The 14,377-nt window shown below is 46.8% G+C and carries 16 protein-coding genes; 10 read left to right on the forward strand and 6 right to left on the reverse strand.

The window, feature by feature from the left end; genetic code table 11:
• The first annotated feature begins 113 nt into the window (after positions 1 to 113).
• On the forward strand, positions 114 to 1,301 hold the full coding sequence (locus C943_RS20955; RefSeq protein WP_040481753.1) for a Gfo/Idh/MocA family protein: 1,188 nt from the start codon (positions 114 to 116) through the stop codon (positions 1,299 to 1,301).
• A gap of 1 nt (position 1,302) precedes the next feature.
• Here the strand turns inward: C943_RS20955 and C943_RS20960 are convergent, their stop codons facing one another.
• Positions 1,303 to 1,620: a hypothetical protein gene (locus C943_RS20960; protein WP_008632054.1), complete on the reverse strand. Its 318-nt coding sequence runs from the start codon at positions 1,618 to 1,620 to the stop codon at positions 1,303 to 1,305.
• A gap of 35 nt (positions 1,621 to 1,655) precedes the next feature.
• On the opposite strand from C943_RS20960, the gene C943_RS20965 reads away from it, so the two are divergent.
• Positions 1,656 to 2,312 (forward strand): hypothetical protein, encoded by a 657-nt coding sequence (locus tag C943_RS20965; RefSeq protein WP_008632056.1) that lies wholly within the window; start codon positions 1,656 to 1,658, stop codon positions 2,310 to 2,312.
• A 2-nt stretch (positions 2,313 to 2,314) separates the two neighbouring features.
• Here C943_RS20965 and C943_RS20970 read toward each other — a convergent pair whose 3' ends face one another.
• Complete coding sequence (locus tag C943_RS20970; protein ID WP_008632059.1) at positions 2,315 to 4,105, reverse strand: ABC transporter ATP-binding protein; 1,791 nt, start codon at positions 4,103 to 4,105, stop codon at positions 2,315 to 2,317.
• Between the two features lie 144 nt (positions 4,106 to 4,249).
• On the opposite strand from C943_RS20970, the gene C943_RS20975 reads away from it, so the two are divergent.
• The 7 genes from C943_RS20975 to coaE all read left to right on the forward strand — a co-directional run bounded on the left by C943_RS20975 (position 4,250) and on the right by coaE (position 9,562).
• Complete coding sequence (locus C943_RS20975) at positions 4,250 to 5,350, forward strand: Glu/Leu/Phe/Val family dehydrogenase (protein WP_008632060.1); 1,101 nt, start codon at positions 4,250 to 4,252, stop codon at positions 5,348 to 5,350.
• Positions 5,351 to 5,612: 262 nt separating this feature from the next.
• Positions 5,613 to 6,797, forward strand: a complete 1,185-nt coding sequence (nusB, locus tag C943_RS20980; protein WP_008632062.1) for a transcription antitermination factor NusB — start codon at positions 5,613 to 5,615, stop codon at positions 6,795 to 6,797.
• Positions 6,798 to 6,810: 13 nt separating this feature from the next.
• On the forward strand, positions 6,811 to 7,113 hold the full coding sequence (locus tag C943_RS20985; RefSeq protein WP_008632064.1) for a YtxH domain-containing protein: 303 nt from the start codon (positions 6,811 to 6,813) through the stop codon (positions 7,111 to 7,113).
• Positions 7,114 to 7,126: 13 nt separating this feature from the next.
• A complete protein-coding gene (locus tag C943_RS20990; RefSeq protein ID WP_008632072.1) occupies positions 7,127 to 7,666 on the forward strand; it encodes a DUF1573 domain-containing protein in 540 nt (179 codons plus the stop codon).
• A 3-nt stretch (positions 7,667 to 7,669) separates the two neighbouring features.
• Positions 7,670 to 7,984, forward strand: coding sequence for a preprotein translocase subunit YajC (gene yajC / locus C943_RS20995; RefSeq protein WP_008632086.1), 315 nt, complete (start codon positions 7,670 to 7,672; stop codon positions 7,982 to 7,984).
• 68 nt (positions 7,985 to 8,052) lie between these two features.
• Positions 8,053 to 8,964 carry a YbbR-like domain-containing protein gene (locus tag C943_RS21000; RefSeq protein ID WP_245545579.1) on the forward strand — a complete coding sequence of 304 codons (912 nt, stop codon included), beginning with the start codon at positions 8,053 to 8,055 and terminating at the stop codon, positions 8,962 to 8,964.
• On the forward strand, positions 8,951 to 9,562 hold the full coding sequence (coaE, locus tag C943_RS21005) for a dephospho-CoA kinase (protein ID WP_008632091.1): 612 nt from the start codon (positions 8,951 to 8,953) through the stop codon (positions 9,560 to 9,562). The genes C943_RS21000 and coaE overlap by 14 nt, the downstream gene beginning before the upstream one ends.
• On the opposite strand, the gene C943_RS21010 is transcribed toward coaE, so the two are convergent.
• Together C943_RS21010 and C943_RS21015 are read right to left on the reverse strand one after the other, a co-directional pair.
• Entirely contained in the window at positions 9,559 to 9,801 is a 243-nt protein-coding gene (locus C943_RS21010) for a hypothetical protein (protein WP_040481755.1), read from the reverse strand. The two genes, coaE and C943_RS21010, sit on opposite strands and share 4 nt — an antisense overlap.
• A complete protein-coding gene (locus C943_RS21015; RefSeq protein WP_008632095.1) occupies positions 9,798 to 10,796 on the reverse strand; it encodes a tetratricopeptide repeat protein in 999 nt (332 codons plus the stop codon). The genes C943_RS21010 and C943_RS21015 overlap by 4 nt, the downstream gene beginning before the upstream one ends.
• 58 nt (positions 10,797 to 10,854) lie before the next feature.
• Here C943_RS21015 and C943_RS21020 point away from each other — a divergent pair, with 58 nt between their 5' ends.
• Positions 10,855 to 11,352 carry a C40 family peptidase gene (locus C943_RS21020; protein WP_008632097.1) on the forward strand — a complete coding sequence of 166 codons (498 nt, stop codon included), beginning with the start codon at positions 10,855 to 10,857 and terminating at the stop codon, positions 11,350 to 11,352.
• Positions 11,353 to 11,430: 78 nt separating this feature from the next.
• Here the strand turns inward: C943_RS21020 and C943_RS21025 are convergent, their stop codons facing one another.
• Positions 11,431 to 12,039, reverse strand: coding sequence for an HmuY family protein (locus C943_RS21025; RefSeq protein ID WP_008632099.1), 609 nt, complete (start codon positions 12,037 to 12,039; stop codon positions 11,431 to 11,433).
• Between the two features lie 9 nt (positions 12,040 to 12,048).
• Entirely contained in the window at positions 12,049 to 14,349 is a 2,301-nt protein-coding gene (locus C943_RS21030) for a TonB-dependent receptor plug domain-containing protein (RefSeq protein WP_008632101.1), read from the reverse strand.
• Positions 14,350 to 14,377 lie beyond the last annotated feature (28 nt).

Consider the following 14,377-nt stretch of genomic DNA (forward strand, 5'->3'; position numbering starts at 1 on the left):
AACCGTCAACCTATTTTAGGCACACACAATTGACCAATAACTAATAATCAATAACCCCCGCTATGGACCATGGTCTATCGACTCTGGACTATTAACCATTAACCAACTCCCCCATGAAAATAACCATGTTAGGTTCGGGCTTTATTGCCCGGTTTTATGCCGACTCGCTCCATGCGCAGCGCCGTGTAGACCGCATCCACCGGGTTTATTCCCGCACCTTGGCCAATGCAAAGCGTTTTTGTGAAGATTATCAGTTGGATGGGTACACAGACAATATGGAAGAGGCAATCAACCATCCGGATACCGATGTGGTCCTGATCGCTTTGCCTAACCACCAACACCTCGAGGCGGTTTTGGCGAGTGCCAAGGCGGGTAAACCGGTACTTTGCACCAAGCCACTTGGCAGAAATGCAGAAGAGGCTAAAGCCATGTTGGACGCGGTTGAATCGGCAGGCGTTTTTGCAGGTTATTTGGAAGATCTCTGCTATACCCCCAAATTCCTGAAGGCCGTTAAGAGCGTCGAACAGGGAAATCTGGGTCGCATCCTTTGGACCAAATCGCGGGAAGCACATCCTGGCCCGCACAGTGATTGGTTTTGGAACAAGGAATTCTCAGGCGGTGGCGCGATCATCGACCTGGGTTGCCACTGCGTGGAAATAAGCCGAAACTTTATCGGCAAGCAACACAAGCCCATGGAAGTCATGTGCTGGGCGGATACCCAAGTCCATCCGATCGATGCCGAGGACCATGCCATAGGACTTGTGCGATTTGCGAATGGGGCCATTGGGCAGTTTGAGGTAAGTTGGACGTTTCGTGGCGGCATGGACCTTCGGGACGAAGTGATGGGGACAGAGGGCACCATTTGGCTGAACAGTTTCCTGCGTACGGGTTTCGAGATGTTCACCACCGGCCTAGGCGCGAGCTATGTCGCCGAAAAATCAGAGAGCAACTCGGGTTGGCTTTTCCCTGTCGGAGATGAAGCACATGAATTGGGTTATCCGCATATGTTTACGGATATGTTTGATGCACTGGAAAAAGGTACAGAACCACGGGAGACTTTCTACGACGGCTATGTGGTCAATGCGATTTTGGATGCCGCATTTCTCTCTGCCAAAAGCAAACAATGGGAACCCGTATTGCTTGAGGATTGGCGTGGTGAAGCGCCGGGCAATGCGGGTTCCCATTTCAGGGAACATGACGCGGATCATTGGTTGATCAAACAGGAAATCCTGCCTAATGGGGACGTCAAACTGATTTTGAAGAACAAGCTGACTGGGGCGATTACCCAACAGCTTCAATAGCCTACTTGCGATTGAGTAGGGTCTTGATGCCTTCCATGATTTGGTGGAATCCTTCCTTGAAGTGCTCCTTGGATTCACTGAGGTTGGGTTCCATTTCTTCTTTCTTTTCCTCGTAAAATTTCGTCAGGCGTTCCTTGCCCTTCTGGAATTCATCTTCTAGTGTGGTCTTCTTTTCCTTCAATTCAGAGATCTTTTTCTCGATTTCCTCCTTGGCTTCACCGCCCGCTTCTGTCCCTTTTTCGATTAATTCTTCTATCTTGGCTCCTATCTGTTGGAGTATGGATTCTACTTCTTCAAATCCGGTTTTTTTCTCTGTCATTTTCCTGAAAAGTTAATGTTAAACAAGGTATTCTCATGATTTCCAAGATACTAGAAAAGCTACAAACCACCACCAAACTCAAGTTGAATTTGTTGGAGGAAACCCAAAAGGTTTTCGATGATTGCTTTGCGATTTGCCAACAACTAAGCCTCGACCTGAAAAATGCTGATGCCAAGGACATCCCGATCAAGGTGGAAAGGATCAACGAGTACGAGTTTATCTTCCGGATTGGTGCGGATGTGTTGATCTTTATTCTCCAAAGCAATACTGTCCGCCTTCCCGACGAGACCTACATCAGCAAATCCAAATACCTGAAAGAAGACGTCACGTTGCGGTTTTTTGGGCAGATTTTGATCTACAACTTTCTGGCAGATACGATCACCTATGGCAGGTTGGACGACCCCGGTTATTTGATTTGTCGGATTCTGCTCAATCGGGAAAACAAGTTTTATATCGAAGGGGATCGGAAAATCGTCTACAGCTTTCCCGATTTGGAGGAGAATCCCATGACTCAGGAAAAACTCAGAACCTTGGTGGAACTCCTCACGGTAGCGGCCTTGGACAATGACCTCCTGGCTCCTGCATTCCAGGACATCATGTTGATCACCTACCACCAAAAGCTCGAACACACTTCAAGCATGGGCAATCCCCAAAAAATTGGCTTTGAGTTGTTTTCCAAAAACCGGGAATAAATCTATTCCTCTATAGCTTCCGCAGATTGGGTCTGTTTTTCGTAGAGCTCAGCGTATACGCCTTTCTTCGCAAGCAGTTGTTCGTGGGTACCGTGTTCCACAATGCGACCGTCGTCGAGGACGATAATTTTGTCCGCCAACTTCGCGGAAGAAACTCGGTGGGAAATGATGATCGACGTCCGATCGACCATGATTACCTTTAGGGCATTGAGAATCGCGTTTTCGGTCTTGGTGTCGACGGCGGAGAGGCAATCGTCCAAGAGAAGGATTTTCGGCTCTTTGGCAATCGCCCTCGCGATGGAAACCCGCTGTTTTTGACCACCGGATAATGTGATGCCACGCTCGCCGAGTCTCGTTTGGAATCCCTGCGGAAACTCTACAATGTTGTCATAAACATCCGCATCCTTGGCGGCCTTTTCGACGATATCCATCGAGGTCTCGTCCATCCCAAAAGCAATGTTATTGGCAATCGTATCCGAGAAGAGGAAAACATCTTGGGGCACAAACCCGATATTCTTGCGCAGGAATGCCAAATCGTACTTTTTGATATCGACGCCGTCGAGTAGGATTTCGCCTCCTGTGGTATCATACATCCGCATGAGAAGGTTGGCGAGGGTGGATTTTCCCGAACCTGTCGTACCGATGATTGCCATGGATTGGCCGGCATTGATTTTAAAGCTCACCTTGTCCAAAGCCCTGATTCCAGAGTCCGGGTAGACGAAATCTACTTCCCGCATTTCGATAGCACCTTGGATTTCGGTTTGGAGATTTTCGGTACTTACGATGTGATTTTTCTCGTCCAAGAACTCATTGATCCGTGTTTGTGAAGCCGCGGCCCTTTGGATAATACTTGTTACCCAACCGAGGGAAGTAACCGGCCAGGTGAGGATGTTGACATACAGGATAAACTCGGCAATGACACCATATCCGATTTCGCCTGCAATCACCTGTCTTCCACCGATGTAGACGGTCAGTATGGTACTCAAGCCGATCAATGCCAGAATCAAGGGAAAGAACAGCGCCTCCACTTTGGTCAGCCGGATAGATTTTTCCTTGTAGTCGACACTTGACTTTGCAAACTCCTTGGCGCTATCCTCCTCCCGCACAAATGCCTTCAGCACCCGAATACCGGAAAAGGCCTCTTGGACGAAAGTACTGAGGCTGGAAAGGCTTTTTTGGATCTTTTCCGAGCGCTCATTGATCATGTTGTTGACATAATAAATGCTGACCGAAAGGATCGGAAGCGGCAGCAGGGAATAGATGGTGAGCTCCACATTGACCGTAAGCATGTAGCCAATCACCATTGGAAAGAGGACTAAGAGGTTGATACCGTACATGATGGCGGGGCCGAGGTACATTCTGACAAGTCCGACATCCTCCGAAATACGCGCCATGAGATCTCCTGTGCTGGTACGGCGGTAGAAACTGAGCGGAAGTTTTTGGTAATGTTCGAAAAGCTCGTTTTTCATGTCATACTCGATGAGCCTTGACATGATGATGATGGTTTGTCGGATGAGGAAGAGAAAAAAGCCCCTCAACAAGGCCATTCCAAGAATCAACACCCCGAAAATCACAACAATCCTCAGGAAACCCGAACGTGCTATCCCGGCCAAATCCGCCTCAGCAAATCCCTGGTACAGCGAAAAACTGTCCACCACATAATCTATGGCAATTCGCACCAACTGGGCGGGGATAATTACAAAAACATTGGAAATGATGGTAAATAAAATTCCCAAAAGCAGGTAACCCTTGTATTTTACGAGATATTTATTGAGGCGCCAAAGGGGTTTCACGAAATAAAAAACTTTTAAATGCTTGATAAGTTTTATAATACTCCATTAATTGCATAGAAAATGGCTGTTCAAGAAAGATAATTTCGAAACAAACATTCTAAACCGTAATCCCAAATATAACACATTAAACCCATCTGAGTTCACATGGTAGAGATTAAAACCGAGGAAAAAGTGAGGGAAGGTTCCATCTATGGACAGATAACTTCCCTTGGCCACGAGCAATTGGTGATCTGTTACGACGAACCAACCGGTCTCAAGGCGCTTATTGGTATTCACAACACGGTGCTGGGACCGGCCTTGGGCGGAACCCGGATGTGGAACTACGCTTCCGAAGCAGAAGCCATCACGGACGTACTCCGGCTTTCGCGGGGGATGACTTTTAAAGCTGCCATTTCTGGCCTCAATCTCGGCGGTGGAAAAGCCGTGATCATCGGAGATCCAAAGTTGAAAAACGAGGCATTTCTCCGAAGGTTTGGCCGCTTCATCAATTCCCTTGGTGGACGCTATATTACCGCAGAAGACGTCAATATGAAAACCAGCGATATGGAGTATATCGCAATGGAGACCAAATATGTGACGGGACTTCCCGAAGTCAAAGGTGGCGGAGGAGATCCTTCACCCGTGACAGCCTACGGAACCTACCTGGGTATGAAGGCTGCAGCCAAAAAAGTATATGGATCCGATAGCTTGGAAGGTAAAAAAATCGCTGTTCAAGGCATTGGCCAAGTGGGTAAATACCTCGTGGAATATTTGGTAAAAGAAAATGCTACGGTATACATTACCGACATTTTCGAAGACAAGTTGCAGAAAGTAGCCAAGGAGACTGGTGCCACTGTGGTCGATGCCAATGTCGTGTACGACTTGGAAATGGACATCTATGCGCCCTGTGCCTTGGGTGCGACCGTCAATGACCAAACCATCGATAGGCTGAAGTGCAAGATCATCGCGGGCGCCGCCAACAACCAGTTGCAGGACGAACAAAAGCACGGCAAGATCCTGATGGAAAAAGGAATCACATATGCTCCGGATTTCCTAATCAACGCAGGCGGACTTATCAACGTGTACAACGAATACATCGGCGGGTACAACCGTGAGCTCACTTATCGCCATGCGGAAAAAATCTACGACATCTGCACCGCGATCTTGGATAAATCCGAAAAAGACCGAATCCCCGCCCAACAAGCGGCCATCGAAATGGCTTGGAGCAGGATAGAGGCAATGGGCAAGGTGAAAATGCCTTATTAAGTACGAAGTAAGAAGTACGAAGTTAGAGGTACAGAACTGGAATGTAGAAGTTAGAAGTACGAAGGCTGAAATTTGGGACTTGGGCTTTCGAAATAAAGGGGAGAGTGATTTTTCTTTCCATACCGTTTAAAATAAATCAAAAACCACCTGGGCACCCGCTTGGAACTGTTTCAGGTGGTTTTTTGTATCCTAGGAGTCGAAGGGAAATCCTTTTGGAATTCCTAGTTCAAATTGAATTATATTTGCGTTCTTTTAAATCAGTATGCTAAACAGAAGAATTCTCCGGGTCAAAGCTTTTCAAAACCTTTATGCCTACGAACAGTGCAAAGCTTCCAACCTAAACCTGGCAAAGGATCAAATCCAGGAGGCTTTTCAACCCGACCTGAACAGCATGGAGGTGCAGGACAAGCGTGCACTTAGGCGACAGTCAGGATTGGCCATGGATCTTTTTCTGAAAAACCTGTACAGCGACACGCTTGCCACGCAGGAACATCACACCAAGAAGATCGTCGAGGAGACCAAAAAGGCGATCGACTTTTTCCACCAAGCCAACAAGAAGGATTTTGAGTTTTTGGCAAAAAACATGATTTCCTCTGCCGAGCGCATTCCCCAACTTTACCTGAGTGCGATCGAAATGCTGATCGCATTTGGAAGATACGTCCGGGATGAAAACGAGCGGAAAAGGAAACTGAGCGCAGAAAGGCAAATCACAACCACTCCGGAACTGAATCTTTCCGCCAATAAAATCCTCCAAAAGATTTCCGATTCACACGAATACAATAGTGCAATAGCCAGAAACCATGTTAATCTCAACGACCTGGAACTGGAGATCGGGGAATGGTACCACAGTTATGTGAAGCCATTGGAAGAATATCAAAACTATATCAAGTTGTCCGCACCGACTTTGGAAGAAGACTTTGAAATAGCCGATGCCATCCTAAAAAAGGTGATTTTCAAAGTGGATGCGATCTTGAACTTCTTTTCGGAGAAGGATTTCAACTGGACGGAAAACAAATCCATTGTGCGGAGTTTGGCGGCAAAAGTGCTCAAAAACGTATTGGAACATTATGATACTGAGGGCGAAGTACTGCCAGAGATTGCCATCAACTGGGAGGAAGACAAGGAATTTTTCCGAAATATCTTTAACTTGTCGGTCCAAAACGATGAGGCAAACAAAGCGTTGATTGCCAAGAAAACCCAAAATTGGGACATTGAACGGGTCGCCCAAACTGACAAAATCATCATTTCGATGGCCATCACGGAGATGAAGAATTTCCCGAGCATACCAGTCAAAGTGAGCATCAACGAGTATATTGACATCTCAAAAACCTACAGCACACCCAAAAGCAAGCAGTTTGTCAACGGGCTGTTGGACGTTTTGGCCAAAGAATTAACCGAATCGGGTGAAATCCGTAAGAGCGGTAGGGGTTTATTGGACAACAAATAAAACGAACTTAGTCATGAGCAAAAATTCAAACGCATGGATCGCATTTTTGGTAGGAGCCACGGCGGGAGCCGTCTTGGGCGTCCTCTATGCGCCTGATACAGGAAAAAACACACGGGACAAGCTTTCCTACCAACTCTCCAAATACAAGGAAGAGCTGGAAAAAATGATCAATGATCTCATGGATGGCAAAAACATGCCCTTCAATGAGGCAAAGTCTGAGGGGAACAAAGTGATCTCCGAAGCCAAAAACAAAGCAGAAAACCTGCTGAGTGATGTCAACAAACTGATAGAACAAATCAATAGAGAAGCAAATTAACCCTTTAAGAAAAATGAAATACCTTCACCTATCCGCCGTAGCCCTCGGCCTAGTCCTGATGGCTGCAAGCTGCGAAACGAAAAAAGACGACCAAGCAGCAAAAATTGCCGAACTCGAACAAAAACTTGCCAGATTGGAAGCAGCCAATCCTGTTCCTACCAATGTAGCAACCGTGGAAGAAGCTGACCCTTCTACCCTCGGCGCCTTCAAATTCTCCGAAATGGAATACGACTTCGGTACCATCGAAGAGGGAAAAGTGGTCGAGCACCTCTTCAAATTCACCAATGATGGCCAAGCTCCATTGGTGATTTCCAACATCACGGCTTCTTGCGGCTGTACCAGCCCTGACTGGACCAAGACTCCCGTCAAGCCAGGTGAAGAAGGTTTTGTAAAAGTGGTCTTCAACTCCGCTGCTAAGGCTGGAGCTCAAGCACCTACGGTTACTATCCAAGCCAACACCAGCCCTAACGTCACCAGATTGAGGATGAAAGGCACTGTAAACGCAAAAACAGCCAGCGCGGCACCAAACCAACTCGGTCCAGTAAAGAAATAATCTATGAATAACTGGATTTTGCTACAAGCCGGGGGAATGTCCGGCATCATGGGTCAGGTGTTTCTCTTTGGATCCATCATCTTGATCATGTACTTCTTCATGATCAGGCCGCAGCAGAAAAAGCAAAAAGAGACCAAATTATTCTTGGAAGCCATCAAAAAAGGTGACTCTGTAGTCACTATTGGCGGAATCCACGGAAAAGTCTATGCTGTGGAGGGAGAAACACTCACCTTGGAATTGGATAAAGGATTAAAAATAGTGGTCGAAAAATCGGCGATTTCCGCTGACTTCACCAAAAGAGCAACTGGGACTAAATAACTCAGAATTTGGCCAAGTTTCCTAAAATTTTTGGCAATCTCAATCCACAAAAGATTGCAAACCTTAAAGTGGCGTTGCTGTGTTTCCTCGCAGCCGCCACTTTTTGGGTTTTAAATGCCCTCAATAAAGATAATTACACTACGGTAGTCGACTTCCCCATTGAATTCTCCTACGACGAGGAAGAGTTCATGCCTGTCACCACCCTGCCGGAGCGCATCAAAGTAGAAATCAACGGCAACGGCTGGGATTTGCTGCGGAAGTATTTCAAAATCAACGAAACACCCTTCCGAATCGAAATGGAAAACCCGTCTTCGAGACAGTTTTTGCTGACCTCCGAAATCAGGCGGGCCTTGGCCGAGTCCATTACCCCCAGCAACTTGGTCTCGATCGTCACGGATACCGTGAAGTTTGACATTGACCGGATCGTGGCCAGAAAAATCAAAGTAGAAATTGATACCAACGCACAAACGCTCGCCAAGAACTATCGACTGGCCGGGAATATTACCGTCGAACCCGCCTCGATTACGATCAAGGGGCCGACATCCAAGTTGGAGCAACTCGAGGGCGTGTACAAGATCGACTTGGGGGAAAACAAGATCAACAAATCATTCAACAAGATCCTTCCCTTGGAATTGCCGAAGGAGTTCGAGGATTTTTTGAGCATTGAAGAGGAAAGCGTCCATATTCGCTTTGACGTGTACCAGATGCTGGAGGGCAACAAGCGGCTAAAACTCACCAAACTAAATTTCCCACGAAATGCTTCGATTGTGGATGAACCATCGACCATCATCATGACCTATTTGATCGATGAAAGAAAGGCCGATGAGCTGAAAAACTATGAATTTGAAGCTGTGGTGAATTACAACCGACGGGATCGCGAAGACAGCACGCTGATGGTCGATGTCAACCCAAAGCCGGGATTTTTGGAAAACATCCAATTTAACCCACAAATCCTCAAACTGCGGTATGAAAACAAGTAAGCCGATTTTGGTGGGTATTACGGGAGGAATCGGATCCGGAAAATCGACCGCATGTAGGATTTTTTCGATTTTGGGGGTTCCCATTTACTATGCCGATGACCGGGCAAAATGGCTGATGTCACATGATACGGACCTGAAGCAAGCCATCATTTCAAACTTTGGGGAGGAAAGCTATACTGCAGATGGCAGCCTGAATCGGGCGTATCTGGCTTCGGTCGTGTTCCCGGATGAGCAGAAAGTTGCCATTATCAACGGTCTTGTCCATCCGGCGGTGAAGAAAGACTTTGAAAAATGGGTTGGCAGCCAAACCGCCCCGTATGTCCTCAAAGAAGCTGCACTCTTATTTGAAAGCGGTTCCTATCAGGATTTGGACAAAATCATCAACGTATCCGCCCCGCTTAAAACACGCATCACCCGGGTCATGATGCGGGACCGGCACCGGACCGAAAAACAAATCCACGAGATCATCGACAAACAGCTGAGCGACGAAGAAAAGAACCCTAAGTCTGATTTTGTGATCAAGAACGCTGACAACAAGCTGCTGATTCCACAGGTTTTGGAACTGCACAGAAAGCTACTGGCAGCCGCTTCCGCTTAAATGGAAATCTGTATCTGATCGAGGTAAAATTTCATCCTCGAATGGGCGGTGTTCAAAAAATCAATCCGATCAATCTTGTCCAACTTGTGGTTGTAAAAAACCTCAATGTACTCGTCATGTAGCAGGTACAGGTTCACCTTGTGGCCATAGTACCGAATAGCCACCACGAAAGTCCCCTCCATATACAAGAGCTGGATTTTTTTATGCAGGGGAAGATTTGTGAATTCCTCTCGACTCATTCTCTCAACAGCGTCAGTTCCTTCTCTGCAGCAATATACCCAAAAGCCGACCAATATCCAGTTTGTATCACGTTGTCAAAGATAGATTTGGCCTTTACCGTATCTCCCTGTGCCAAAAGAAAATTGCCGACACCATACCCCTGCGTCACGTATTGTAGGCGGCTGTCCGCCATGTCTCCCTGAATATTCAGCAAAGAGTCGGGCTGAATGAGGCCCTTGTACATCAGCATTCTCTTGAAATAGGCATCGTTTTCAATGATAGTCATACTCTCCGTGTCCGTCGCCCGAATCAGGCTGGAAGCTTCCTCGGAGCGCCCCAACTTCACCAAGGTCATGTAGTACCAATCCAAAGTCGCCACAATCGAGTCATCATTATCTGATACCTCAAGGCATTTTTGGTAAGCATCCAAGGCTTTTTCATAATTTCCTTGCAGGTATTCTGCCAATCCCAAATGGTACCAAACATTGAATTGGAGATTGGAAAGCGGAATGTTTTGTGCATTGGGCATTCCGTCCTGTTCGACTTCCAAGGGGCGCCCCTCCATCAGTTGGGCAGCTTTTTCCAAGTCTGAAACGGCCTTGTCAAACTGTCGGGTGGTGATGAAGCGATGCCCACGGTGTCGAAGTGGTTCGGGTGCATCGGGGAATTTTTGCGCAGCCAATCCGAAAGTCTGAATTGCCAAGTCATGACGTCCGAGGTATGCCTGTCTTCTCCCAACCCAAATGAGGTTTTGGAGCGTCGGTTCCTTGGCATAAAGCGATTCCGCCTCCCGGAGTTTTTTGATTTGATCATTGAGTGCGGCAGAATCCAAAACGGTAAAAAGCGAATCACCCTTGATGTCGATCCCCTGAAATACGCGCTCTTTATCCTTCAATACCGTCGAAATCGGAACTTCTTCCTCGATTTTTTCCTGCTGGCAAGCGAAAGCAAAAATGCCCAAACCGAGTCCTAACGCAACCGCTTCTGCCTTGAATGACCAATATTTCTTTTTCATATGTTTTGAATGCATGACCTGACAATGTATTATTGAAAGTAGAAAATATTTCCGAGTAATGAATTTGAGCTTTCAGGAATTTACCAAAATACGCCCCTTAATTTTTTTCATCATCGCGGTTTCTTTGATTTCATTCAGTTCCTGCTCTTCGAGCAAAAAACTCCAACAACAACGTGTCAACAAGGTCATCGAAACGGCGCGGAGTTTCCGTGGCACGCCTTACCGCTATGGAGGTACGACACGGGCGGGAATGGATTGCTCGGCCTTGGTATTTCAGTCCTTTCAATCCGTAAATATCAACCTGCCAAGAAGCTCCGAGGCCCAAAGTAAGGTTGGTAAAAAAGTGGGTGAACAGCAGTTGGCGCCAGGAGATTTGTTGTTTTTTGCTACCGGGAAAAAGAAAAATCAGGTATCACACTCCGGCATCGTGACAGACACCTCTAAAGGAAACATCATCTTCATCCACGCGTCCACCTCCTTGGGCGTGACGGAGGACAACTTGTCCCAAGCCTATTGGAAAAAGGCTTTCCTTTTTGGGAAAAGGGTATTGGACTGACATATCCCGAATTGATTTTTTTTTAGGCGAAAAATCAAAAGGGTGCATTTTATTGCCCCCTTTTGCATTCAGATATCCTCAAAACTTCGTACTGCCGTTCGGCTGCAAAATGTACCGGAAAGTATAATGGGCGCTCGGGGTAGTTCTTGGATCGATTTGTTCCAAAGGAGGATTTCCTTTGTAGTAGCTCAGGATTTCCATCTTTACATAATTTCCTTTGGTGGTCTTGACCAAAATGACCCGTCCGGGAATTGGAGTTACGGTAAATGTTGCCGAGTTGTAATTGTACCACCCTGTTCCACTGCCGGTAGGAATGGCAAAGCTGGTTTCGGTATCCGTCGCAAATGTCGCTGAGGCAGGAACTTCCTTGATCTCTTCAAAAATTCCAGTCACTATCGAAGCGTTGACATTTTTGGTGTTATTGACTCGAATCGTGGTGCCTTTAAATGCCAGGTCCCAATCTTCATTTTCGGCTACAAGCTCGTTTTTTTCCAAACTGAAATATTGAAAAGGCCGCACTTCCAACACTTGGTTCGTGTTTCGGTCAATCAGGTCGTTTGGCGCTGCCAAATCCTCTACCAAGATCGCCTCGAGTGGCAAATCGGGGGAATTGTTGTCGGCGTTATCACAGGAAAACAGAACTGTGGCAGCTCCCAGGATAAATGCAAATTTTTGGATTGTTTTCATAATTAGTTATCAGTTTATAAGATTTAGAATTGGAATTTTAATGCCTATGAAGAGTACGCGGCCGGGATTATTGGGCTGGGCGGGTGTCACGGTGTCCAGTAGATTCGTTCCACCTGCCTCTAGAAACACACCGTTGCCAAATGTTTTTGAAGCTGTAAGGTTGAAGCTCACCCATCCCGGGGCGTATTCCCGCTCATCGTCAAGAATCAGGTTTCCATTGAGATCGGCAAAGCCAAACTTGCCTCTGAAAATTGCACGAAACGCAAGATCAACACCGGACGTCCGTTCTTGGTAATTGATTTTGAGATTCCCGCTGTGGCGGCTTCTATTGAACAGACCTCCATAGTCCGCGCGTGTAACCCTGCGCGTCTGGTTTTGTGCGTTTCGTTTGAAAATCTCTCCATTATCGATCCGTTCGATGACTTCCAAGTCTCTAGCGTCCAAAAAAGCATAGCCGGCGCTTAGGCTAAGGTTATCAAGAAGATCGATTTGGGCGTCGACTTCGATACCCTGGGTAACTACGCTGCGGATATTGAAATAGGAGAACGCGTTTTGTCCAGTGACCAGCCGCGCAATTGGTGCCGTTTCGATCAGGTTGTCTATTGCATTGTGATAGGCATTTAGGTGTACTTGGCTTTTCGGCGTTGGTTTCCAGCGAAATCCGGTATTGATCGCTCTTGAGGTTTCTGCATTCAGATCGCCAATCGTTACCGGATTGATTAGTATTTGGGCAATCAGACCCTGTTCTTGAAGTCTTGAAATGCCCTCTGCGGCCAGGTTTGCCCCAAACACATAGTATCCCGCTGCGGCATTGTTGAAATTCAACAAGAGCTGTCTGAAATCCGGTGTCTTGAATCCAGCCCCTATCGATGCCTGCCAACTGAAATTGTCCCAAATTTGGTATTGTCCGGAGATTTTTGGGCTGAGCCTGCTTCCAAACTGATTATGAAAATCCGCCCTCAAGCCCGTAACAATGTTGATTCTTTCGCGAGGATCCCAAATATGCTGGACAAAAACATACCCAGCATCAAAGCGATTTGAGCCGTCGTACCTCGTTGCTTCGACGGTTTCGATTTGCTGCCCCAATCCAAGGGAAACAAGGTTCCTTGGATTTGCCATGAAGTCGGTTTGCAGCTCGGTGCGATGGAAAAACTGGTTGAATTCCTGCAAATCAAAGATTCCATTGGAAGTTCTAAACTTCGATACTGCATTTGTGGAAAACCAGGAGGTCATTCCCCGCAGCGTAATAGTCCAATCCGTGTTTGGCTTGAATCGAAGGGTGGGGTTGAGGTTGAAATCCGTCCTATTGTTTGCGAGATCGAGAATCTGGGTGCCGGAATTTCCGTTGGCTTCCAAAATCCCATGGGAGGTTTCTTTGTATCCCCTACCGAATATACTGACGTTAAACTTATCTGAAAGTGTTCCCGTTACTTTTAGCTGTCCAGTTGAAGCCATGTATGGGTTTTGGGTTTGTCCGACCGTTTCGGGTGTCAAGTCAAAGCCGTCTGTTTTGAAATGGTCGAGGAAAACTTGGCTGCTCCAGTTTTTTTTGCCGACGCCAAATTCCAGAAAGGGATTCCAAGAATTGAACGAACGATGCCGCATGCCCAGATCCAAATTCGCTCGGTTCTTACTGGGCTTTGTAATGATATTGATAACTCCACCCATAGCCTCGCTGCCATAAATGGCACTGGATGGTCCGCGCAGTATTTCAATCCGCTCGATATTGGAAACGGATATCCGATCGAGGTCAAAAGTGCCCGCCGTTCGACCAATCATCGGCTCTCCGTCCAACAGAATCAGGATGTAATCAGAATCCAACCCCTGCATCTGAATTCCGGACCCATGGTCTGATGTAATTTGTATGCCGGTCTGCTCCCTTAGGACCTCAGACAAGCGAATTCCCCCAGTTTGTGTGATCTTCTCAGTATCAAGCACGGTCACGGGCATCGGTAGTTGCTCGACACTCCGCTCCGTGCGTGTGGCTGAGACGACTACCTCATGAAGTATTCCTGATTTTTCTTGTAGAATGATCTCCTTTTCGGCCAGCCATTCATCCCAGGTCAATTCTCGGCTTTCAAAACCCAAAGCAAAAATGAATATCCTCTCCGATGGGTTTTGTACGGTCACATTGCCTAGTTCATCGACAAAGATGGCTTTCTGTCCCTCCAATTTGACTACGGCATGGGCAATGGGATTCCCGGACACATCAACGATTCTCTTGTCCGTATCACGAACGGATGCAAATGCACTCGTACAGAAAAGCAAAGAGAGGAGGAGCTTGATTTTATTTAGATTAATTCTACTCATGATTTGAAAATTTTTTGGTGGGGAATGT

The sequence above is a fragment of the Mariniradius saccharolyticus AK6 genome (assembly GCF_000330725.2).
Classification (GTDB): domain Bacteria; phylum Bacteroidota; class Bacteroidia; order Cytophagales; family Cyclobacteriaceae; genus Mariniradius; species Mariniradius saccharolyticus.